Source organism: Nocardia veterana NBRC 100344, from assembly GCF_000308855.1.
Taxonomy (GTDB): domain Bacteria; phylum Actinomycetota; class Actinomycetes; order Mycobacteriales; family Mycobacteriaceae; genus Nocardia; species Nocardia veterana.
In genome coordinates, this window is the sequence record NZ_BAGM01000125.1 from 1 (window position 1) to 21,613 (window position 21,613).

Sequence of the window (21,613 nt, forward strand, 5' to 3'; positions counted from 1 at the left end):
GATTCCCATGCCCGAACAACTCGCAGTCACCGATCCCTCGACGCTGCATCCGATGCCCGGACAGCCCCGCGTCGTCCTGCTGAAACCTCTGGTCACCTCGCCGCTGATCGAGGTCGGCGAATACTCCTACTACGACGATCCGGATGACCCCACCGCCTTCGAAACCCGCAACGTCCTCTACCACTACGGCCCGGAGAAACTGATCATCGGCAAGTTCTGCGCCTTGGCGACGGGCGTGCGGTTCATCATGAACGGCGCCAACCACCGCATGGACGGACCGTCGACCTTCCCCTTCTCCACCATGGGTGGCGCCTGGTCCCGGCATGTCGATCTGCTCATGGACCTGCCGAACCGGGGGGACACCGTGGTCGGCAACGACGTCTGGATCGGATACGGCGTGACGGTGATGCCGGGCGTGCGGATCGGCCACGGCGCCATCGTCGCCGCCGGCTCCGTGGTGACCTCCGATGTCCCCGATTACGCCATCGTCGGCGGCAACCCGGCCCGGCTCATCCGCCACCGCTACCGCCCGGACGAGATCGACCGGCTACTGGCGCTCGCCTGGTGGGACTGGCCGATCGAACAGATCGACGCGCACGTCCGCACGATCATGGCGGGCACCGTCGACGACCTGGAGCGAGCCGCTCCCACGCCGCCCGCCGGCCGGTAGCGCATCCCAGCTCCCGTGCGCTGGATCCGCCGGCACAACGCGACCGGTGCCGTACCGGTGCGCTTCGCCGGAATCGACATCCCGGCTGCCGGCGGGTCGCCGCCGGCGGTTGGCGGAATGCCCTGAAACTCAGGGCAATTCACGACCGGGTGCGGCGATGCCAATCAGAAACATTTGCGGAGGAAGATGATCGGTGTGGAATCGCTGCCACCCAAACACCTCCTGCTGGAGGCCTGCCGGGGTCTCACCTACGACGGTCATCCCGTTCTGAAGTGCGCGTGCCGCCTGAGCGAACTGCACGAACAGAGACTCTCCGCCGCACCCGGACTCACCCTGGACATCGATCGCGATCGGGCCCAACTGGTTTCCGATATCGACCGCTGGGTCGCCAGCGAATTACCCCGGGCGCACGCCGCCGCCCGCATGCACACCGAAACGGTCGGCACGGTGATCGACCGGCTCGCCCAGTTCTCCGCCCTGGCCTACCTCACCCTGACCGACGAACCCGAACGACTGATGCACGACGCCTGGCGGCGACTGGCGGAGCTGGCGGTCGCCTACGACCATCTCGCCGGTGAGGTGACCGCCGGGCTGTGCCGGCTACCCGACCTCAGCGGTCATCACGACGACGAGTAGCCCGTCCGAACCGGGCGGCAAGCCCTACTCACGCCTGCGGGTCTGCCACTTCGTGGGTCTGTGGACCGGTCGGCATCAACGCCCGCACCGCGTCGATGGTGTCGGCCTGTGCCGGCTCCTTGTCCGGGCGGTACCGGACCACCCGCGCGAAGCGCAATGCGACCCCGCCCGGATAGCGAGAGCTGGTCTGTACCCCGTCCAGGGCGATCTCGACCACCAGCTCCGGCCACAGGTAGACGGTGTATTCGTCGCGGGAACGCTCGTGGCGCGGGAATTCCGCTGTCTGCCAGCGCAACAGCGCATCGGTCAGGCCCTTGAAGGTCTTGCCGACCATGATCGGATCCCCGCCTGCGGGATCGCGCGCGCCCAGATGCAGATTCGACAGGTAGCCGGTGCGGCGACCGTAGCCCCATTCGGCGCCGAGCACGACCAGATCGAGCGTGTGCGCCGGCTTGATCTTCTGCCACGACCGGCCGCGCCGCCCCGCCGCGTAGGGCGCGGACAGCGATTTGATCATGATGCCCTCGTGGCCCGCGGCCAGCGCGCCGTCGAAGTATTCCGCGACCGATTCCGGATCGGGGTCGATCAACGCCGGAATACTGTGTTCACCGGCCACTTTCGCCAAGGCGGCCCGGCGTTCCCGCAGCGGCGCGTCGAGCAGATCCACACCGTCGAGGTGCAGACAGTCGAAGAAGTACGGATGCAGCAGCAGCTCGCGGGTGGAATTCACCGTCAGCCGGGGCTCCTCGGAGGTCGGGTCGGCGGCGAACCGGCTCATCGTCTCCTGGAAGGGACGGGGCCGGCCGGAATCGGTCAACGCCAACGTTTCGCCGTCGAGAACGACACTGTCGCAGGGTAATTCGCAGGCCAGCTGCACCAGCTCCGGCACTCCCGAGGTGATGTCGCGCAGCGTGCGGGTGAACACCCACACCTGAGAACCCTTGCGGTGTACTTGGATCCGGGCGCCATCCAGCTTGTGTTCCACGCTGACGTCATCGCCGAATTCGCGAAGCGCCTCGTCGAGCGAGGCGCCCGGCGAGGCCAGCATCGGCTGGATCGGCCGGCCGACCTCGAGCCGGAACGCCGCCAGCGCCTCCGCCCCGCCCGACAGCGCCGCCGCAGCGGTGACCGGCAACCGCCCGGAGAGCATGTAGGCGCGGCGGACCAGATCGGCCGGGACGTCGGCGGCCTTCGCCACCGCCTCGGCGACGATCGCGGTCAGCGCGCCCTGGCGCAGTTCACCGGTCAGCAACCGGATCAGGAAGGTGCGCTCGGCGGTCGTGGCGGACCCCAGCAGACCGGTCAGCAACTCCCGGCGCCGCGCCACCGATCCCGCCCCGGCAACCCCGGCCACCTCCGTCAGCGCCGCGTCCACCGCGGCGACGGTCAAGGTGGGCGCGGCGGCCGGCGCGACCTCGATACCGGCGACGGTGCGCCAGCCCGCCCCCAATCGGCCCTGCGGTAGCTCACCGGAAATCCAGGCCACGACCGGCAGTAATTCTCCGGAATCGGCCCGGCTCAGCAGGTCGGCCAAACCCGCGATCTTCACCCTGCGCGACGCGGTGGCCCGCACCGATTCCGACGCCGCGACCACTTCCGAAAGCAGCACGATCTCGACGGTAGCCGGTCGGTGTGACAAATTGCTCGAGTCTGCTGTTAAAGCATTCTTGGCAGGTTTGTGAAACAGTCCATACTCTGGACATATGGCCAAAACTTACGTCGGGGCGCGGCTTCGCCAGCTGCGGACCGAACGAGGGCTGAGCCAGATCTCGCTCGCCAAGAAGCTGGAGATCTCGGCGAGCTACCTCAATCAGATCGAACACGATGTGCGTCCGCTCACCGTCCCGGTGCTGCTGCGCATCAGCGAAGTCTTCGGCGTCGACACCAGTTTCTTCGCCTCCCAGGACGACACCCGCCTCATCGCCGAGTTGCAGGAGGTGGTGATGGATACCGAACTCGGGATCGAGGCCGACGCCCAGGAGATCGCCGATATGGTGTCGGCTCATCCGAGCCTGGCCCGGGCGCTGGTGAATATGCACCGCCGCTACCGCAACACCACCGCTCAGCTGGCCGCGGCCACGGAGGACCGATTCTCCGACGGCAGCGGTTCGGGCGCCATCTCCCGGCCGCACGAAGAGGTGCGCGACTTCTTCTATCAGCGCCAGAACTACATTCACGAACTGGACACCGCCGCAGAGGAATTGGCGACCCGGATGCGTCTGCACGGTGGGGACCTCCGGCGCGAGCTGACCCGTCGCCTCACCACCGGTTACGGGGTGCAGATCGTGGAGCGCATCGACCTCGGCGAGGGCGTGCTGCACCGCTACGATCCCGACACCCGGCGCCTCGAGATCGCACCACATCTGTCCGGCGGGCAGCGGGTGTTCAAACTCGCGGCGGAGCTGGCCTATCTGGAATGTGGCGATCTGATCGACAAATTGGTCGAGGAGGGGAATTTCGCCTCCGAGGACACCCGCACCCTGGCCAAACTCGGGCTCGCCAACTATTTCGCCGCCGCCACGGTGCTGCCGTATTCGCATTTCCACGAGGTGGCCGAGGATTTCCGCTACGACATCGAGCGGCTCTCGGCGTTCTTCACACAGAGTTACGAGACGATCTGCCATCGGCTCTCGACCCTGCAACGGCCGAAACTGCGCGGTGTGCCGTTCTCCTTCGTTCGCGTGGACCGCGCCGGGAATATGTCGAAACGGCAGTCCGCCACGGGTTTCCACTTCTCCTCCGCCGGCGGCACCTGCCCGCTGTGGAATGTGTACGAAACGTTCGCCTATCCGGGCCGGATCATGACCCAGATCGCGCAGATGCCCGACGGCCGCAAATACCTGTGGATCGCCCGGACCGTCGAGCGGCGCGCCACCCGTTACGGCCAGCCGAGTAAGACGTTCGCGATCGGCCTGGGCTGTGAACTGCGGCATGCGAACCGGGTCGTCTACGCCGACGGCCTGGACCTCAACGATCCCCAGGCCACGCCGATCGGCGCCGGCTGCCGCGTCTGCGAACGGGCCAACTGTCCGCAACGCGCGTTCCCCCCGCTCGGCAAATCCCTCGACATCAGCGAACACCGCAGCTCGATCTCGCCCTACGTACTGCGCTGAACCGATCGCAGGCGTCCGTTTGTTAGCGTGGGGCATGGTGTCGACGGAGCCACGGATCGCACCCGGTCGCCTGCGTGAGCTGGGGCCGGTCAATTGGGTTGTCTGGCAGGTGCTGTCCCGCGCGGCGGGCACCGATGACGCGCACCTGTTCAGCACGCTCGGCCGCACCGGCGGCCTGTTCCGCGGCTGGCTGCATTTCTCCGGCCGGCTGATGCCCGGCGGCAAGCTCTCCCGCTACGAGACCGAACTGGTGATCCTGCGCGTCGCCCACCTGCGTCAGTGCGAATACGAAACCGACCATCACATCCGCCTCGGCAAGCGCGCCGGCGTGACCAAAGAGGTCCTGGCCCGTGTGCGCACCGGGCCCGAGGCGGCGGGCTGGCCGGACAAGGAACGCGCCCTGCTCACGGCCGTCGACCAGCTGGTCACCACCCGCGACGTCGACGACGCGGCCTGGTCCGCCCTGGCCCGTCACTACGACGAGAAGCGCCTGATCGAAATCGTGCTCCTGGTGAACCAGTACGAAGGCCTGGCCAGCACCATCACCACCCTCCGTATCCAAACCGACCACTGAACCGCATTCGGCTCGGGTAGCGAACGATCGCGGCCGGGCCACTCATTCGGTAGGCGAACCGGACCCTTCGACGAGGACGGCCAGGCCGTCCAGCACCCGCGCCAAGCCGAAGTTCCACGCGTGGTCGGCGCTGTACGCGCTGTCGTGCGCCTGACCGGCGGCCGCACCGACCCGGGCGGCCAGCGGATAACGTTGCGGATCGAAGACCTGCTCGAGCACCGGGGCGGTGCGCTCCCACCATTCACGGTCCGATAGCCCACTGTCGGCGGCGGCGCGATCGGTATCGATGGCGATGCGCGCGACGGCGGTGACGAAGCCGAGCAGATAGGTCAGCGCCGCGTCCATCTCGACATCATCGAGGCCGAGCCCGTCGAAGGCACTCAGTTCGTGGTCGTATTTCGCCGCCAGACCGGGGCCCAGCGGTGGTCGAGTCGTCGGCACGTAGGCCACCCACGGATGCCGGGCCAAGAGCGCACGGTTCTCCTCGGCGACCACGGAAACCCTTCGCCGCCAGGGCATTCCGGTCAGATCCGGGCGGGGCATCTGCGCATAGACCGAATCGAGCATCAGGTCCAGCAACTCGGCCTTGCCGGGCACATAGGTGTAGGTGGCCATCGGCGTCAATCCCAGTGCGGCGGCGACCGCGCGCATGGTGAGCGCCTCCAGGCCTTCGGCATCGGCGATCGCCACCGCCGCGGCCACCACCTCGTCGACACTGCTGCGCTGTTTCGGGCCGCGCCCGGACCCACGCCCCGGCTGCCGCCAGAGCAGTTCCAACGTGCGCGCGGGATCGCCGGCACCGGATCGCTCCCCGGAGCCGCGGGCCCGCTGCGACCGCGTGCCGGCCACGTCCTCTGCCACCCGACCTCCTGTTTCGGCGCCGTGTCGCGGAGTTCGGCGCCGTGCGCATCGTAGCGAGCCGCCACGGCGCACCACCCGCGGGAATAATTCTCTACGCGGTACACTATACTTAGTAGAGAGTTATGCCGATGTGGCCGGAGGCGCATCGAACACCGAGGAGGACCGTGACCATCACCGCATCCGCCATCTCGCTGAACGTCGCCGATCCCGAGGCGTCGGCGAAATTCCTCAGCGAACACTTCGGCTTCGCGGTCGAGATGTCCGCGGACGGATTCGTCTCCCTCGGCCGGCCCGATGCCGGATTCAACGTGATCTTCCTGCGCACCGGGCTACCGACCTTCAAACCGGCGCGAGTCGCCGGCGACGCCGGCCAAGGCCTGCTGCTCGCCTTCACCGTCGATGACATCGACGCGGAATACGAGCGGGTGCGGGCCGAAGGCGTCGAGATCGTGACCCCGATCGAGACCGAGCCGTGGGGTGAGCGCTACTTCCAGGCGATCGACCCGAACGGCATCGTGATCCAGCTGGTCCAGTGGGTGGGCGACCCGAACGCCTACGACGCGAACGCCAACGCGTCCTGATCCCGCGACCGGTGCCCGACGTCGCGCGCCGACGCCGGGCACCGGAGATCTGCACAGCGAGCCCGCGGCCGACCGCGTTCCACTGCCCGCCGCCGGATCATCCATCGGTCCGAAGCGGCGGTCGTGTCGGATCGAATACGGCGGCTATCGACGACCCCGCACCCGCGCACTCAGCCGGCGAGAGCGCGGCCCAACACCTCGGCCGCCGGCGTCGACGCCCGGCCGATCAGCTTCTGCAGATCGCCGCTGTGCACATCCAGCCAACCGTCCCGGATCCCGACATCCGAATCCGCCAGCACCTGCGCGAAATCCGCCGGCACGCCGGCCTTTTCCAATCCCGCGGCATACTCGTCCCGCGGCAGGTCCTGATACCGCAACGGCTTGCCCGTCAGCGTGGAGATCACGTTCGCCAGATCGGCGAGCGACAGATGTTCGTCACCGCCGAGCTCGTACACCTGTCCGGCATGGCCGTCCGTGGTGAGCACCACCGCGGCGGCCTCCGCGTAATCGGCCCGGGCGGCCGCCGCGACCAGGCCCGCACCGGCCGAACCGTAGAGGACGCCCGATTCCAGTGTCGCGTCCAGACCGGTCAGGTAGTTCTCCCAGTACCAGCTGTTCCGCAGGAATACGTGCGGCACAGTCGATTTCGCGATCACCTCTTCGGTTCCACGATGCTCCTGCGCGAGGAACATCGGGTTCACGTCGGCCCGCGGAATACTGGTGTAGGCCAGCAGTTCGACCCCGGCCCGCTCGGCGGCGCGAACCACGTTGCCGTGCTGGGTGATTCGCGCACCGAACTCGTTGCCCGACACCAGCAGAACTCGATCCACACCGGCGAGCGCGCGATCCAGGGCCGCCGGATCGTCGTACGACGCCTGCCGCACCTCCACACCCCGCGCGGCCAGATCGGCGACCTTGGCCGGATCCCGCACGATCGCCACCACGGCTCCCGCATCCCTGTTCGACAACGCCTCGACCACGAGACGACCCAGCTGCCCACTGGCCCCGGTGACGGCGACAGTCATAACCCAACCTCCAGCTCTCATGTACGGAACATCCTGCACTAACTATTAGTTAGTACCTGATATTCCCGCACTACCGACCGCGATGTCATTACGGGGCCGATGGGTAGCATCGAGAGCATGACGACTCGGCAATTGCGATCGGCCGACGATGCCGATCCGACGCTGGAAGCCGATGTCTTCGCGCGTAACTGCAGCTCTCGACCGGTACTGCAAAATGTCGCGAGCCGCTGGGGCGCCCTCGCCCTGGTGGCGCTGCGCGAGGGGCCGTACCGCTTCAGCGCCCTGCGGCGCCGAGTCGACGGCATCAGCGAACGGATGCTCTCGCAAACCCTGCAAGCCCTGGAACGCGACGGCATGATCCATCGCGAAGTCCAGCAGACCATTCCCCCACGCGTCGAATACACGCTCACCGACCTCGGCGCCCAGGTCGCCGATCAGCTCTACGGCTTGATCGCGATCCTGGAGGACAATATCGACACCATCCTCGCGGCCCAGGCCGCGTACCACCGCGACTGATCGGCGTCCTGAGGTCGGGCGAACCGATCGTTCGCCCCGCCCGCCGACGAAAACGGCCCGGTACCAGCAGAATTCGCTGGTACCGGGCCGTGAACGCGAAGATCAGAAGTTGATCATGTGCCCCGCGAGGCCGTGGAACGCCTCCTGCAACGCCTCGCTCAGCGTCGGGTGGGTGTGCACGTTGCGGGCCAGCTCGTTGACGGTCAGGTCCCACTTCTGGGCCAGCGTCAACTCCGGCAGCAGCTCCGACACATCGGGTCCGATCAGGTGGCCGCCGATCAGCTCGCCATACTTGGCGTCGGCGATCAGCTTCACGAACCCGGTCGGGTCGCCGAGGCCGTGCGCCTTACCGTTCGCGGTGAACGGGAAGGTCGCGACCTTCACGTCGTAACCCTCGTCGCGGGCCTGCTGTTCGGTGAGTCCGAAGCTGGCGACCTGCGGCTGGCAGAACGTCGCGCGCGGCATCATCCGGTAGTCGCCCAGCGGCAGCGTCTCCGCACCGCCGATCGTCTCGGCCGCCACCACACCCTGCGCCTCGGCCACGTGGGCCAGCTGCAGTTTCGCCGTGACATCACCGATGGCGTAGATGTGCGGCACGTTGGTGCGCATGTAGTCGTCGATCGCGATGGCGCCACGCTCGGTCAGCTGCACGCCGGTGTTCTCCAGGCCGTAGCCCTTGACCCGCGGCGCGAAACCGACGGCCTGCAGCACCTTGTCGACGGTGACGGTCTCGACCGAACCGGACTTGTTGTCCTTGATCGAGACGGTGACCTTGGAACCGTTGTCCTCGATGGATTGCACCGAGGCACCGGTGGTGATGGTGATGCCGAGCTTCTTGTACGCCTTGGTGATCTCCTTGGAGACGTCGGCGTCCTCGTTCGGCAGCGCGCGGTCGAGGAACTCCACGATCCGCACGTCCACGCCGTAGTTCTTCAGGACGTACCCGAACTCCATACCGATCGCGCCCGCACCGACGATCAGAATCGACCCCGGCAGGTCGCGGGTCAGGATCTGCTCCTCGTAGGTCACCACGTTCTGCGACAGCGAGGTGCCCGGCAGCAGCTTGGTCTCGGTGCCGGTGGCGATGATGACGTTGTCGAAGGTGACGGTTTCGGTGCCGCCGTTGCTCAGCTCGACCGAGAGGGTGTTCGCGTCGGTGAAGGTGCCCTTCCCGTCGAACTCGTCGATCTTGTTCTTCTTCATCAGGAAGTGGACGCCCTTGACCCGGCCGTCCGCGACCTTACGACTTCGGTCGAAGGCGGCACCGAAGTCGAAGCTCGCCTGTCCGGAGATACCGAACGTCTTCGCTTCCTTGGTGAAGATATGGGCCAGCTCCGCATTGCGCAGCAGTGCCTTGGACGGAATGCACCCGACGTTCAGGCACACGCCACCCCAGTATTTCTGCTCGACGATCGCTGTTCGCAGGCCGAGTTGAGCGGCGCGGATCGCGGCGACGTAACCGCCGGGACCAGCGCCGAGAACGACGACATCGTAGTGGGAAGTCACGGTAGCGAGCCTAGCGCTGTCGCCGACACCGCACTCATCCATCCCCCGCAGTGGTGAGAGGCCGACCACTACCCGACCGGCTACTTCCAGACCTGCCGGGCCACGCGCGCGAAATTGTCCCGGAAAATCGCGGCGCGCTCGGATTCGGTGAACCCCCGGCGGGCCAGCACCTCATCCAGGCCGGGCACCCGGATCGCGCGCTCGCCCTCGTCCCCGGCGGCGGGCGCCAACCCCAGCAAATCTTCCGGCGGCACCCACTGCAGCGGCCCCCAGCGGGTGTAGTCCTCCGAGAAATTCTCCGGAGCGGCGGCGATCTCGGCGTTGAACTGATCGCCGTCGAAGGAGAAGTCCGAGCCGATGCCGATATGTTCGACCCCGACCAGATCGGCTCCGTAGGCGATATGGTCGGCCATCGCCTCGATCCGCGCGGTGCGGCCCTCGACGCGATTGCGCCCCAGGAAGATTCCGACTCCGTTGATGCCGATCACGCCGCCGCTGCCGGCACAGGCCCGGGCCTGATCGTCGGTGATATTGCGCGGATGCGGCCACAGCGCCGCGAAATTGGAGTGACTGTAGATCATCGGCCCGCGCACGACCTCGGCGATATCCAGACCCGTTCGCGGCGAACAGTGCGAGCCGTCGGCGAACATTCCGACCTCGTCGAGGGTACGGATCAGATCGCGGCCGTACCGGGTGAGGCCGGTATCCGTCGCGTCCAGACAACCGCCGCCGGCGGCATTGGCATGGTTGTAGGTGGGTAGCAGCGAACGCACGCCCAGCGAGTGGAACAGCGGCACGTTGTCCAGATCTCCGGCGAGCGGTCGCGAATCCTCCAGATCGAAGGCCAGTGCGATCCGGTCGGTCACCTCGGTGTCGGCGACGGTACGGACCAGATGGAAACGACCGTCCGCCAAGGCTTCTCGGCGCAGCAAGTGGACCATCGCCAGCGCATCCTCGATGTCGTGCAGCGAATATCCCACGTTCACCGACAGATACGAGCCCGCCGGATACCGCGCCAGATCCGCGATCTCGGCGGACGGAAGCACCGGCAGACAGCAGTGCTGTTCCCAGAGCGCCACCCGGTTCTCCTTCCGGCTCCCGACCGGGACTCGATCCGCAAACTGTACGGAGTGCGGGCCCGGCCCCGCGACGAAACGCGCCGGGTCCGCCGCAAACCGAACCGCGGACACCTCTCACCACACCGGCGCGACGACCGGTAGGTGAGAATGTGACCCATGAGCGGTGCCGAGCAACAGACCGACCCCTACCTCTGGCTCGAGGACGTCACCGGCGACCAGGCCCTGAGCTGGGCCCGCGCCCACAACGAGGTGGTGATCGAGCGCTTCGCCACCACCGAACGGTTCGATGACCTCGACCATCGCATCCTCGACATGCTCGATACCGACACCCGCATCCCGTACCCCACTCGGCGCGGTCGCTGGCTCTACAACTTCTGGCGCGACGCCGAACATCCCCGCGGGCTGTGGCGCCGCACCACCTTCGACGACTATCGCACCGACGAACCGGCCTGGGATGTGCTGATCGACCTGGACGCACTGGCCGCCGCCGAGGACGAGAACTGGGTGTGGGGCGGCGCGGCGGTGTTGCGGCCGGCGCAGAATCTGGCGCTGATCAGCCTGTCGCGGGGTGGCGCCGACGCCAAGGTGGTGCGCGAATTCGATATGGGCACACGGCAATTCCGTGATCCCGCCGCCGGCGGCTTCTACCTGCCCGAGGCCAAATCCCAAATCCGCTGGATCGACGCCGACACCGTCTATGTGGGAACGGACTTCGGTCCCGGCACGCTCACCGATTCCGGCTATCCGCGAGTGGCCAAACGCTGGCGGCGCGGCACCCCGCTGACCGAGGCGGAGACGGTGTTCGAGGGTGAGCCCGGCGACGTGATGGTATCGGCCGGTTACGACCGCACGCCGGGATACGAACGGCACTACGTCGCCCGCGCGACCGACTTCTTCAACGAATCGGTCTATCTCGTGAACCCGGACGGCAGCCTGCGCCACATCGACGTGCCCAGCGACGCCTCCGAGTCGTGGTACAAGGACTGGCTGCTGGTACAGCTGAAATCGCCCTGGTCCGTGGCGGGCCGCGACTATCCGGCCGGCGCGCTGTTGGCCATCGACATCGAGGCGTTCTTCGCGGGCGCGCGCGATTTCGAGGTCGTATTCGAGCCGGACGCGCACACCTCACTGCACGGTTACGGATGGACCGAGAACCACCTGCTGCTGATCACCCTCGAGGATGTGCAGACCAAGCTCTACGTCATCACTCCCGGCGTATCCGGTTGGACCCGGCAGGCCCTCGCCGATACCCCACCGATGGCGACCACCAATGTGATGAACCTCGACCCGTTGGAGAGCGGTGACGAATTCATGCTCACCACAAGCGGATTCACCACTCCGGCCACCCTGCTCGCCGGTGCCGTGGGTGCGCCCGCGGTGGTCCTCAAGCGCGAGCCGGGCTTCTTCGACAGCGCGGGACTCGAGACCGAACAGTTCTTCGCCCGCTCCGATGACGGGACCATGGTGCCGTACTTCGTGATTCGCCACCGCGACCACCGCGGCACCCCCGGACCGACCGTGGTGTCCGGTTACGGCGGGTTCGAGGTTTCGCGCACCCCCGGCTACAGCGGCGCCGTGGGCATGGGTTGGCTGGAGCGCGGCGGCACCTGGGTGATGGCCAACATCCGCGGCGGCGGCGAATACGGTCCGCGATGGCACACCCAGGTGCAGAAGGCCAACCGCTACAAGGTCTACGAGGACTTCTCCTCGGTGGCGAAAGACCTTGTCGCCCGTGACATCACGACGCCGGAGCAGCTCGGCGCCGTCGGCGGCAGCAACGGCGGACTGCTGATGGGGGTGATGCTGACCCGTTATCCCGAACTGTTCGGCGCCATCGTCTGCCAGGTACCGCTCCTGGACATGAAGCGCTATCACCTGTTGCTGGCGGGCGCGTCCTGGATCGCCGAATACGGCGACCCGGACAAGCCCGAGGAATGGGATTACATCAGCCGGTACTCGCCCTATCAGGTGGCGATGACGGCCGATCCGGCGCGGCCCTACCCGCCGATCCTGCTCACCACCTCGACCCGTGACGACCGCGTCCACCCCGGCCACGCCCGCAAGATGGCCGCGCTGCTGGAAGCGCAGGGACGCACGGTCTGGTATCACGAGAACATCGAAGGCGGCCACGGCGGCGCGGCCGACAACAAGCAGATGGCCTTCCAATCGGCGCTGATCTACGAGTTCTTCACCCAGATGCTCATCGAGCGGCGCACCACCGCCTGATCGCGATCGATCTCCGGAAAACAGATGACCGATGGCCCGTCGGATTTCGGGCCTTTGGTCCCTGGAGTGTGACCTGCCGCACTGCCATTCTCGATGCGGGGCCCGAGAACGACAGGATTTGCGATGCACTCATCGACCGCATCCGTGGCACCCCGCGCGGAAGAGCGGCTCGCCGCCGAATTCGGTGCGGCAGTGCCACGCGAATCCATCGAGCTCGCAGTCGCACGCGCGCTGCGAGATCTTCGCGGGGCACCGGCCCTCGCCTTACCGGAACTCGTGGAACGGCTCGCCCGCCAGCGACTCTCCGATTCGGCCAATCCACCGGCCACGTCGGCTCGGTAGCAGGTTCTCGAGAGGAGCACACATCATGGATACGTTCTGGGATTACCTCTGGTACACCGTTCTGGTCTTCGCGTTCGTGGCCTATCTGATCATCTTGTTCCAGATACTGACCGACCTGTTCCGCGATCACACGGTCTCCGGAATCGCCAAGGCCGGCTGGGTCATCGGCTTGGTGATCTTCCCCTACCTCACGGCGCTGGTGTACCTGATCGTGCGCGGCAAGGGGATGGCCGTGCGCGCCCAACACGCTCATGCGGAGGCCAAGCAGGCAGCCGACGACTACATCCGCCAAGTCGCGGGCAAGTCCCCCGCCGAACAGATCGCCGAGGCCAAGGCCCTCTACGACGCGGGCACGATCGACAACGCCGAGTATGCCCAGCTCAAAGCGCGAGCCCTCGGAAACAACAGCACCGACCGTGGCAACGTGCCGGCGGCCCGATGATTCAATCCGCGCCGGTCCGTTCTCCGGGCGCGAAGCCGGTGTTCGCACCGGCCTCCGGATCGGAGCCCACGGGCCGCCGCGGTAATCGGCCGGTGACGAACAGGGCGGCGACGGCCAGCAGTGCGGTCACCGCGAAGGCCACCTGCAATGCCTGCAAACGCGCGTCCGAGTTGACCGCGACGACCGCGTCCGTCGTCGGCTGAGCAACGCCGGCGGTATCGAGAGCCTGCCGCAACTGGGTGTCGGACAGAAACGGCACCCCGTCGGCCAATTCGGTATCGGCCCGCTGCGCGACGGCGACCGGCACATCCGGGTTGTTCTCGATACCGCTGATCACCGACGACGTCAGCGTGGCGATCAGAATCGACCCGATCAACGCGGTACCCAACGAGGCGCCGAGATTGGTCGCGGTGTTCTGCAACCCACCGACCTCCGCGCTCTGCGAATCCGGTACCGCCGATACCGTGATCGCCCCCAGCTGCGAGGCCAGCGCTCCCAGGCCCACGCCCATGAGCAGCATGGGCACCGCCACCACCCCGGCGTTCGCACCGGGGTCCATACCACCGGCCAGCAACAGGATCCCGATGACCATCGACCCCAATCCGAGGCGAACCACGCGCCGCGGATTCGCATGCGGCACGAACTTGGGTATCCCGGCTGCCGCCGCGACGAGCGCCACCGAGAGCGGGAGGATACGCACTCCGGTCTCGAGCGCACTCAACTCCAGTACCACCGACAGGAACAGCGGCACCGCGAAGAACACCCCGGCCTGAATCGCGAACTGCGCGAAGAACATCGCCAGCCCGCCCCCGAGCCGGCGATTCCCGAGGAGTCCGGGATCGATCAGCGGCTCCCGCCCCTTCCGCAGCAGCCGGTGCTGCCATCGCAGGAAAACGTACAACACCAGCAAACCGATCAGAATCAGCCAGACGACCGGGGACAACCCGGCGACCTCCGGCCCGCCCGGACGCGGGCGCAGCCAGCCCCATTCGCTCGACCGCAGCACCGCGAACACGACCGCCGCGAGACCGACGACCGACAGCACGGAGCCGATCAGGTCCAGCCGCACCCGCGCCGGGGGAACATCGGCCACCCGGCGCAGTACCAGCAGGATGGCGGCGACGACCACGACCTCGCCGAAGAACACGTAGCGCCAGGACGCGAAGGTCGTCACCGCCCCACCCAGCAGCGGCCCGACCGCCACGGCCATGGCACCTGCCGCCGCGACGAGACCGTATGCGGCGGCCCGGCGCTCACGACCGAAATTGGCCGCTACCAGCGACACGATCGCGGGCATGATCAGGGCCGCGCCGACGCCCTCCAGCAGCGACCAGCCCAGCAGCAGGACCAACAGGTCGGGCGCCGCGCCGGTGACCAGCGAGCCTGCCCCGTAGATGACCAATCCCACGCCGAAGGCCCGTCGCCGTCCGAGGATCGAGCCGACCTTTCCGCCGGTCACCATCAGCGAGGCCATCACCAAGGTGTAGAGCGTGATGGCGGTCTGGATACCGGTGATCGTGGTGCCGATATCACTGGCCACGGTCGCCATCGAGACGTTCATGACCGAACTGTCGAGGGTCATCAAGAACTGGCCGGAACCCAGCACCGCCAAGACGAGTGTGGATCCGGTAGCCGCTTCCGGACGCGAGGTCATTCGCGCCGCGCTCGCATGCGAGTCGAAGCGGACAGCGAATCCATGCACCGGCCTCGGGCGGCCTCCCTGCGCACCCGTCCATTGAAGCACCGGAAGCCCCAGCAGCGCGGCGCTTCTACAGGTCGCGCACCCATTTCTCGATGCGGTCGACGGTACCGACGGGGTCGGTGATCCAGCCGTTGTGCCCCAGCCGCTTCGGCTCGTGCCAGGTCGTGACCCGGGCATTGGGCAGTTTCTCCAGCAGATGCGCGGCGGAGCTGCGCGGGGTCAGATCATCGCCGGCGATGGTCACCGACAGCACCGGCAGTTTCAGTCGCGCGATCCGCTCGTCGTAGTCGATGTCGGCGCCTACCGGCACGAACCGGCCGGTGCGCGCCAGCCGCGCCCAATCCGAGATCAGCACCTTCGACTGCCGGCCGAAACCGCCGGCGGTGATCCGGTCGCCGGGCCAGAAGCCGGCCAGGTTGGCGGTCAGGGAGATCGCGGCCGGACCGACCAGCATCGCCGACCGTGCGATGCCGCCGTAACCGCGGTAGTACGGGGTGCCCGAGGCGACCAGAATCAGGCCGCCCAGCCGACCGCGGATGCGCGCCGCGTACATCACCCCGAGTTGACCGCCCATACTGTGCCCCAGCAGCATCGGTGTGCTGTCCGGGAAGCGGGTGCGCACGGCCTCGAAGATGGCGGGGAAATCGACGGAGACCAGTTCGTGATAGCCGTAGGTACTGGCCGAACTCGGTTTCGGCCGGCTGTCGCCGTTACCCCGCAATTCTCCGATCGCGGCGTCGAACCCGCGGCGGGCCAGCTCGCGCGCGAAGTCGCCGTAGTACTCCCCGGGTACGCCGAGGCCGGGAATGATCACGATCACCGGCCGCGGGGCGTCGGCGGTGATGACGTGCCGATGCGGACCGCTCGCCGCAACGAACCGCACCGGCACCGTGGACCCGTCCGGCATCTGGATCGGAATCGTCTCCATATGCGCACGCTACCGCGCGGCGGTCACCCAGCCGGGAGCCGTCGCGCCAGACTCGTCCGGCTGCGGACCGGCAGGGTCAGGACCCGACCGCATCGGGCTCGGCCGACCCGTCGGTGTCGCGAGCACCGGACCCGGTCACCTCGTCGACGACGGTCCCGCTGCTGCGTTCCAGCAGATCGTCGAGCCCGGTCCGGGTGGCGACCACCACCAGCTGATTGCCCTCGACCAGGACGGTCTGCGGCGCCGGCTGCCATTGCAGGGCATCGCCGAGCGTCCGTTGCAGGGCGAGCACCCGGGTGTGCTCGGACGATCCGACCTCGGCGATCGGCATCCCGGTCAGCGCCGATCCCGCTTCCACCGGAATCTCCGCCACCAGCAGGGTGGCCTGGTTGATCGACAGGGTAGCGATCACCCGCCGCTCGACCACGGCTGCCGCGAAGCCCTCGCCGGCCAGCTGGAATACGCTGCGCACCACCGCTTTCCCGAGACTGCGCTGCACCCGATCGGCGAGGTCGTCGTCGGAGAGCCGCAACGCCACCCGCAGATCGTCGCGGTAGGACTGGCCGAGCATGGCCGCCTCCAGATTGACCGCATCACTCGAGGTCAGCAACACCAGTGCACGCGCCTTCGGGACCCCGACCGCACGCAGGGTGTCCTCCCACGTCGCCTGACCGATCACCACCGGCACGCCCAGGCTGCGAGCCAGCGCGATGCCGCGGGCATTCTCGTCGTAATCCAGCCCGACCACCGGCACCCCCAGATCGGCGAGCTGTTCCATCACGCGCATGCCGACGTTGCCCAAGCCCGCGACCACGACGTGGTTTTCCATTCGCGCCGGGTCGATCGCATACTCCGACAGTTGCGCCCGCAGCACCCCGCCCACGACCAACGCCGTGATGACCGGCGTCATCGCCAAACCGGTGAACACCACACCCAATTGCAGAACCTTGAACAGCGGCTCACGGGCAGGCTCCGGCTGCGCAGCGCCCGCCGAATCGAGCAACGTCTCGTATACCGCTGTCCCCCAGCTGTTTCCGATCAGCACCATCAGGACACAGCCGGTCGCGATGATGACCAGCAGAACGAGCAGCAGCCGGATCAGGTCGTGACGCGCCAGGTAGCGCAGCAGATTGAGCCACCGTCTTCGCGCACCCGGTGAATACGGCACCCGCCCCGCCAGCGCCAGGACTCGATCCACGGGCTCGTGCGGCGGCCGCAGCGAGATACCGTCCGGACCGCCGACCAACCCGGAGATCACCCGATCCGGCGGCGCATCGCCCGCTGCCGCGACGTACAGGGTGCGCTCCCCCAAGCGCAGATAGTCCTGCGCCTTTTCACCGAGTGCCGCCGCGATGAACGACGGCGCCGCCATCTCCGATATCGACAACACCACACAATCGGAGAACAGGCGCCGGATGCGAAAACCCAAGCCGGTATTGAACATCCTGATTACCAGCCGGATTCGCGGATTGAGTTCGTGCGCGCGCAGCGCGGCATGGAAATTCTCCACATCCGCCTGATCGACCAGGGCCAGTGCCCTGGCCCGGTCCACGCCCGCGGCACGCAGCGCGGATTCGTCCAGCCGCTCACTACACAGAATCCGGACGCGCTCCAGCTTTTCCAGCTGCGGAACGTAACTCCCGCTGCGATTCGGCAGCACCGCGGTAACGGTGGCGTCGGCGAACCGAGTGATCAGCTGCAAGGCCAACTGGTGGACGAGCGGATTGTCACCGCAGACAACGAAACTCGGGGACTGCCCGCCCCCCGGCGAAACATTCACCTTTCGATGCTAGAGCGAATACCGTTCGGCAGCACGGCGATTGCCAGATCACCCTCCGCCACCGCGGCCGTGAGTCAGGCGCTGATCGCGCCCATGATCACCCGGCGCAGCACGCGAATCACCTCGTCCAGCGGCCGGCGCGGTTCCGATCCGCTCCATTCGTCGACGACGTAGTTGACCGCGCCGATGATCGCCAGCATGCGCATCTCGTAATCACCGCTGGGGATCTCACCCTGTAGCGCCGCGTCCTCGGCCGCGCCGGACAGCAGTGCACCCCAGGCGCGGCGCAACTCCAACCGGAACTTCTCGACCTTCGGCCCGGCGCCGACCACCTCGACCAGGGCAACTCTGGCCTTGCGTGGATCGCGCCCGATCGACTCGATATAGGCCCGCACGCCGGCATCGATGATCTCGATGGCGCCGGCATCCGCATGCGCGTCCAATGCGGCCCGCACGGCGTCCCGGGATTCGCGGTCGATCTGTTCGTAGAGTTCGAGCAGCAACGATTCGCGGCCGGTGAACTCCTCGTAGAACTGTCGCGAGGAAAGTCCGGCGTCCTTGCAAATCGCCCCGACCGAGCTATTGGCATACCCGTCTCTGGCGAACACTGTCAGACCCGACTCCAGAAAACGCGCACGTCGCTGCCGCTGCCGGTCTTCTACGGGCTGTCCGGCGTACATCCTACCCGCGTTCGTTTCCTGTGACATTGCGCCAGACAATACCGAAGGGCCCGATTCCCTCGTCATGGATCGGGCCCTTCGCTTGCACTTCCGACTCACCGCGCGTTAGCCGGAAGTTGTCTCTGTGATCGGAGCGCGGAGACAACGACTGCGCTCTTCCTATCGCGGGCTGTTTGCCGAAATGGAGGTTAGTCGATACCCCCGCGACGACGGAAGAGTTTGAAGGAAATTTCTAGGTTTTATTTCGATAATGTTTCCATCAGGAAGCAAATCGGTCGCTGCTCGGCCGCAGGGCAGTGGACAAACCGAAGCGGGAGAAGTTCTCCCCGGGTGGGAAATGCGTGAGCGCGACAATCCCGTCGCGCCCCGCGGTCGTCACCAGTAGTCCGGTTCCATGAAACCAGCCGTCCGCCCGCCCGGAATAGCAGGCGAATGCCGGGTGTCCGTTGGCTCGAACCGGAGCCAGCCGAATGTCGGCACTATCCCGGAATGCCGGAATTCCGCGGAGGAATTCAGCGATCGCCGCTCGCCCCTGGTACTCGTGCGGCCACGGCGGCATCGTCAACCAGGCCTCATCGGTGAGCAGCGCGACCACCGCGTCGACATCGGCGGCCGCGAAGGCTCGGGCGAACCGCTCGCTCAACCGCCGCTCGGCCGACGATCCGGGCTGCGGCACCGCCTCGGCATCGAGCCCTTGCGCGAGATGTTCACGAGCCCGCTGCAGCGCCGCCTTCACCGCGATCGGGGTGAGCCCGAGCATCTCGGCAACCTCGGCACCGCTGAATTCCAGCACCTCACGCAGCACCAGCACTGCCGCCTGCCGCGGCGGAAGTTGTTGCAGCAGTGCGATGAACGCCAACTCGACCGAGGCGCGCCGGCTCGCCACCTGCTGCGGATCCAGCAGCCCGTCCGGGCAGGGCTGCAGCCATGCCACCTCACCCCGGCGCGTCGGCTCGGGCGCATCGAACGGCAGCGGTGCGACCGGGCGACGCGAGGCGGTGCGCCGGGCGTTCAGGCAGCGGTTGGTCGCGATCCGATAGAGCCAGGTGCGCAGCGACGAGCGGTGCTCGAAATTCGGCAGACTGCGCCACGCCGCCAGCAGCGTCTCCTGCAGCGCGTCCTCGGCGTCGTACATCGACCCGAGCATCCGGTAGCAATGCGTGCGCAACTCGGCTCGGTACGGCTCGGTCAGATCCCGGAACGTTCGTTCGTCCCGCTCAGCCGTCCTCACATCCGGCACGGTCGCCTCCTTTCGTCCACCGCCGACGATCACGTTTCACCCACATCGTGACACCGACCCCCGACGCCACCGGTCCGTTGACCCGCCCCGCGGTGTCGATACCCGTGCGCGTCTTTCACCGACCCGAAAGAGGACGACATGATCGGCAACGACAGCCCGGCGGTACGGGTGGCCCTCGACTACTTCCAGGCCTGGACCGCGAAGGATATGGATCGCGCGATGCGTTGTATCGACGACGACATCGTCTGCGACGCTCCCGCCGGCCGCCTGGAGGGGGCAGCGGCATATCGCGCCTTCCTCCAACCCTTTACCGAAATCCTCACCGGTGCAGAGCTTTTAGCGGCCTTCGGCGACGACACCACCGCCCTGATCTGCTACGACACCGCGACCGTTCCGGTCGCCGACGCACCGGCGGCCGAACTCGTCACCGTCACCGACGGACGCATCACTGCCAGCCGCTTCATCTTCGATCGACTGCCCTTCCAGGAGGCGCGCGCCGGGAAGTGAAACGTTCAGGGGCGAAACGGATCTCGGCGGCGGTCACCGGACCGCGGCCGAGATCCGGCCGTGTTGTCGCCGCCTCTTCCGGGCAGCAAAGTTGGAGTCCAATACTTTAGTAAGTACTTGACTATTAGGCCGGCCCTTCTACACTTAAGCGTGTGCTTAACCAATCGGAGCGGTTGGACCGGATCTTCCGAGCGCTCACCGACCCCACTCGCCGGCGCCTGATCGAGCGGCTGGGCCAGGGTCCAGCGGCGGTCAGCGCCTTGGCCGAGCCGCTGGATATGACGCTCGCGGCGGTCGTCCAGCATCTGCAGGTGCTCCAGGACGCCGGTGTGGTCCGTTCGGAGAAGGTCGGGCGGGTGCGCACCTGCCACCTGGTACCCGATGCCTTACGCCCCGCCGAGGACTGGTTGCACGCGCGGCAGACCCCCTGGGAACGCCGCCTCGACGCGCTCGGCGCATCCCTCGCCGAGCGCACCACTCACCCCGACCCCGAGGAGTCGTCATGACCGGCACACATTCGGCGATCCATGCCACCTTCACCCTCGAACGCGACTATCCCGTCACTCCCGCAACGGTTTTCGCGTCCTGGGCCGAACCGGAGCGCAAACGCGAGTGGTTCACCGCGCCCGGCGCCGAGCACGAACTCGATTTCCGTGTCGGCGGTCGCGAGGTCGCGGCGGGCGTCCACGACGGTAAGCGGATGACGTTCACCACCACCTATCAGGAGATCGTCCCCGACGAACGCATCGTCTACACCTCCACCATGGGCGTCGACGACGACGTCGTCACGGTATCGCTGACCACCGTCGAGTTCGCCGAGACTCCCGAGGGCACCCGCCTGACCCTCACCGAGCACGGCGCATATCTCGACGGCCACGAACGGCCCGAATGGCGCGAGCAGGGCACCACCGACCAGCTCGGCGCACTGGAACGGCGCCTGCGGGAAATGTCGCGCAACTGAGCGCACTACCACCGCAGCTCACCGTCTGCGGTCAGGGCGAATGCACCACCGCGGAAGCCGACCGCGCCCCGAGCAGCTGGCCGGCTCCTCGCAGAAGCCACCGTGGGCCGCGACCGATGCCACCGGGCAGGAGTCAGGAGTGGCCCCGGCTCCCGCTCGATCGGCGAATCCGACGATATCGCGGTATTCGCGGCATCAGGTGGGATCGGTGGATCACCGGGCAGCGAGGCCGGCCGGCGAAGAA

The 21,613-nt window shown here is 67.2% G+C and carries 22 protein-coding genes; 12 read left to right on the forward strand and 10 right to left on the reverse strand.

All coding sequences use genetic code 11. The features are described 5' to 3' along the window. Positions 1-7: 7 nt before the first annotated feature. Together ON37_RS24090 and ON37_RS24095 are read left to right on the forward strand one after the other, a co-directional pair. The gene (locus ON37_RS24090) at positions 8-670 is read left to right on the forward strand and encodes a CatB-related O-acetyltransferase (protein WP_085997382.1); all 663 of its coding nucleotides are present in this window, start codon (positions 8-10) and stop codon (positions 668-670) included. Between the two features lie 186 nt (positions 671-856). Further along, a complete protein-coding gene (locus ON37_RS24095; RefSeq protein WP_040722553.1) occupies positions 857-1,306 on the forward strand; it encodes a DUF4254 domain-containing protein in 450 nt (149 codons plus the stop codon). A 28-nt stretch (positions 1,307-1,334) separates the two neighbouring features. Here ON37_RS24095 and ON37_RS24100 read toward each other — a convergent pair whose 3' ends face one another. After that, complete coding sequence (locus ON37_RS24100; protein ID WP_040722555.1) at positions 1,335-2,915, reverse strand: ATP-dependent DNA ligase; 1,581 nt, start codon at positions 2,913-2,915, stop codon at positions 1,335-1,337. A gap of 94 nt (positions 2,916-3,009) precedes the next feature. On the opposite strand from ON37_RS24100, the gene ramB reads away from it, so the two are divergent. Beyond that, entirely contained in the window at positions 3,010-4,419 is a 1,410-nt protein-coding gene (gene ramB / locus ON37_RS24105; RefSeq protein ID WP_040722556.1) for an acetate metabolism transcriptional regulator RamB, read from the forward strand. A gap of 34 nt (positions 4,420-4,453) precedes the next feature. Further along, positions 4,454-4,993, forward strand: coding sequence for a carboxymuconolactone decarboxylase family protein (locus ON37_RS24110; RefSeq protein ID WP_040722557.1), 540 nt, complete (start codon positions 4,454-4,456; stop codon positions 4,991-4,993). 42 nt (positions 4,994-5,035) lie between these two features. Here ON37_RS24110 and ON37_RS24115 read toward each other — a convergent pair whose 3' ends face one another. Beyond that, on the reverse strand, positions 5,036-5,854 hold the full coding sequence (locus ON37_RS24115; RefSeq protein WP_245553416.1) for a TetR/AcrR family transcriptional regulator C-terminal domain-containing protein: 819 nt from the start codon (positions 5,852-5,854) through the stop codon (positions 5,036-5,038). A 164-nt stretch (positions 5,855-6,018) separates the two neighbouring features. Here ON37_RS24115 and ON37_RS24120 point away from each other — a divergent pair, with 164 nt between their 5' ends. Beyond that, the gene (locus ON37_RS24120; RefSeq protein ID WP_040722560.1) at positions 6,019-6,435 is read left to right on the forward strand and encodes a VOC family protein; all 417 of its coding nucleotides are present in this window, start codon (positions 6,019-6,021) and stop codon (positions 6,433-6,435) included. Positions 6,436-6,605: 170 nt separating this feature from the next. Here ON37_RS24120 and ON37_RS24125 read toward each other — a convergent pair whose 3' ends face one another. Then, the gene (locus ON37_RS24125) at positions 6,606-7,460 is read right to left on the reverse strand and encodes an SDR family oxidoreductase (protein ID WP_040722563.1); all 855 of its coding nucleotides are present in this window, start codon (positions 7,458-7,460) and stop codon (positions 6,606-6,608) included. 117 nt (positions 7,461-7,577) lie between these two features. On the opposite strand from ON37_RS24125, the gene ON37_RS24130 reads away from it, so the two are divergent. Next, positions 7,578-7,976 carry a winged helix-turn-helix transcriptional regulator gene (locus ON37_RS24130; RefSeq protein WP_085997383.1) on the forward strand — a complete coding sequence of 133 codons (399 nt, stop codon included), beginning with the start codon at positions 7,578-7,580 and terminating at the stop codon, positions 7,974-7,976. Between the two features lie 102 nt (positions 7,977-8,078). Here the strand turns inward: ON37_RS24130 and lpdA are convergent, their stop codons facing one another. Both lpdA and ON37_RS24140 read right to left on the reverse strand, forming a co-directional pair. After that, on the reverse strand, positions 8,079-9,482 hold the full coding sequence (gene lpdA / locus ON37_RS24135; protein WP_040722566.1) for a dihydrolipoyl dehydrogenase: 1,404 nt from the start codon (positions 9,480-9,482) through the stop codon (positions 8,079-8,081). An 80-nt stretch (positions 9,483-9,562) separates the two neighbouring features. Beyond that, positions 9,563-10,561: a dipeptidase gene (locus ON37_RS24140; RefSeq protein WP_040722567.1), complete on the reverse strand. Its 999-nt coding sequence runs from the start codon at positions 10,559-10,561 to the stop codon at positions 9,563-9,565. Positions 10,562-10,717: 156 nt separating this feature from the next. On the opposite strand from ON37_RS24140, the gene ON37_RS24145 reads away from it, so the two are divergent. The 3 genes from ON37_RS24145 (at position 10,718) to ON37_RS24155 (ending at position 13,571) form a co-directional block, all read left to right on the forward strand. Beyond that, positions 10,718-12,787, forward strand: a complete 2,070-nt coding sequence (locus ON37_RS24145) for a prolyl oligopeptidase family serine peptidase (RefSeq protein WP_040722568.1) — start codon at positions 10,718-10,720, stop codon at positions 12,785-12,787. Positions 12,788-12,910: 123 nt separating this feature from the next. Next, positions 12,911-13,129, forward strand: a complete 219-nt coding sequence (locus ON37_RS34765; RefSeq protein WP_040722569.1) for a three-helix bundle dimerization domain-containing protein — start codon at positions 12,911-12,913, stop codon at positions 13,127-13,129. Positions 13,130-13,154: 25 nt separating this feature from the next. Continuing rightward, positions 13,155-13,571: an SHOCT domain-containing protein gene (locus tag ON37_RS24155; protein WP_040722570.1), complete on the forward strand. Its 417-nt coding sequence runs from the start codon at positions 13,155-13,157 to the stop codon at positions 13,569-13,571. Between the two features lies 1 nt (position 13,572). Here ON37_RS24155 and ON37_RS24160 read toward each other — a convergent pair whose 3' ends face one another. From ON37_RS24160 to ON37_RS24180, 5 genes are all read right to left on the reverse strand, one after another. After that, complete coding sequence (locus ON37_RS24160) at positions 13,573-15,225, reverse strand: MFS transporter (RefSeq protein ID WP_040722571.1); 1,653 nt, start codon at positions 15,223-15,225, stop codon at positions 13,573-13,575. Between the two features lie 115 nt (positions 15,226-15,340). Then, positions 15,341-16,201, reverse strand: coding sequence for an alpha/beta hydrolase family protein (locus ON37_RS24165; RefSeq protein ID WP_040722572.1), 861 nt, complete (start codon positions 16,199-16,201; stop codon positions 15,341-15,343). 76 nt (positions 16,202-16,277) lie between these two features. Beyond that, a complete protein-coding gene (locus ON37_RS24170) occupies positions 16,278-17,981 on the reverse strand; it encodes an NAD-binding protein (RefSeq protein ID WP_051031982.1) in 1,704 nt (567 codons plus the stop codon). Positions 17,982-18,055: 74 nt separating this feature from the next. Then, positions 18,056-18,688, reverse strand: coding sequence for a TetR/AcrR family transcriptional regulator (locus ON37_RS24175; RefSeq protein ID WP_245553418.1), 633 nt, complete (start codon positions 18,686-18,688; stop codon positions 18,056-18,058). 232 nt (positions 18,689-18,920) lie between these two features. Further along, positions 18,921-19,901, reverse strand: a complete 981-nt coding sequence (locus tag ON37_RS24180) for an RNA polymerase subunit sigma-70 (protein WP_217999958.1) — start codon at positions 19,899-19,901, stop codon at positions 18,921-18,923. A 138-nt stretch (positions 19,902-20,039) separates the two neighbouring features. On the opposite strand from ON37_RS24180, the gene ON37_RS24185 reads away from it, so the two are divergent. From ON37_RS24185 to ON37_RS24195, 3 genes are all read left to right on the forward strand, one after another. Then, a complete protein-coding gene (locus ON37_RS24185) occupies positions 20,040-20,408 on the forward strand; it encodes a nuclear transport factor 2 family protein (protein WP_040722575.1) in 369 nt (122 codons plus the stop codon). Positions 20,409-20,560: 152 nt separating this feature from the next. Further along, the gene (locus tag ON37_RS24190) at positions 20,561-20,914 is read left to right on the forward strand and encodes an ArsR/SmtB family transcription factor (protein ID WP_040722577.1); all 354 of its coding nucleotides are present in this window, start codon (positions 20,561-20,563) and stop codon (positions 20,912-20,914) included. Next, complete coding sequence (locus ON37_RS24195) at positions 20,911-21,369, forward strand: SRPBCC family protein (protein ID WP_040722578.1); 459 nt, start codon at positions 20,911-20,913, stop codon at positions 21,367-21,369. Before ON37_RS24190 ends, ON37_RS24195 begins: the two co-directional genes overlap by 4 nt. Positions 21,370-21,613 lie beyond the last annotated feature (244 nt).

Bases quoted from the DNA above. Each gene is read 5' to 3' on its own strand.
- ON37_RS24165 (WP_040722572.1), bottom strand. From the start codon at position 16,201: ATGGAGACGATTCCGATCCAGATGCCGGACGGGTCCACGGTGCCGGTG.
- ON37_RS24195 (WP_040722578.1), top strand. From the start codon at position 20,911: ATGACCGGCACACATTCGGCGATCCATGCCACCTTCACCCTCGAACGC.
- ON37_RS24145 (WP_040722568.1), top strand. From the start codon at position 10,718: ATGAGCGGTGCCGAGCAACAGACCGACCCCTACCTCTGGCTCGAGGAC.
- ON37_RS24095 (WP_040722553.1), top strand. From the start codon at position 857: ATGATCGGTGTGGAATCGCTGCCACCCAAACACCTCCTGCTGGAGGCC.
- ON37_RS24160 (WP_040722571.1), bottom strand. From the start codon at position 15,225: ATGACCTCGCGTCCGGAAGCGGCTACCGGATCCACACTCGTCTTGGCG.
- ON37_RS24110 (WP_040722557.1), top strand. From the start codon at position 4,454: ATGGTGTCGACGGAGCCACGGATCGCACCCGGTCGCCTGCGTGAGCTG.
- ON37_RS24090 (WP_085997382.1), top strand. From the start codon at position 8: ATGCCCGAACAACTCGCAGTCACCGATCCCTCGACGCTGCATCCGATG.
- ON37_RS24155 (WP_040722570.1), top strand. From the start codon at position 13,155: ATGGATACGTTCTGGGATTACCTCTGGTACACCGTTCTGGTCTTCGCG.
- ON37_RS24175 (WP_245553418.1), bottom strand. From the start codon at position 18,688: ATGTCACAGGAAACGAACGCGGGTAGGATGTACGCCGGACAGCCCGTA.
- ramB (WP_040722556.1), top strand. From the start codon at position 3,010: ATGGCCAAAACTTACGTCGGGGCGCGGCTTCGCCAGCTGCGGACCGAA.
- ON37_RS24125 (WP_040722563.1), bottom strand. From the start codon at position 7,460: ATGACTGTCGCCGTCACCGGGGCCAGTGGGCAGCTGGGTCGTCTCGTG.
- ON37_RS24185 (WP_040722575.1), top strand. From the start codon at position 20,040: ATGATCGGCAACGACAGCCCGGCGGTACGGGTGGCCCTCGACTACTTC.
- ON37_RS24130 (WP_085997383.1), top strand. From the start codon at position 7,578: ATGACGACTCGGCAATTGCGATCGGCCGACGATGCCGATCCGACGCTG.
- ON37_RS34765 (WP_040722569.1), top strand. From the start codon at position 12,911: ATGCACTCATCGACCGCATCCGTGGCACCCCGCGCGGAAGAGCGGCTC.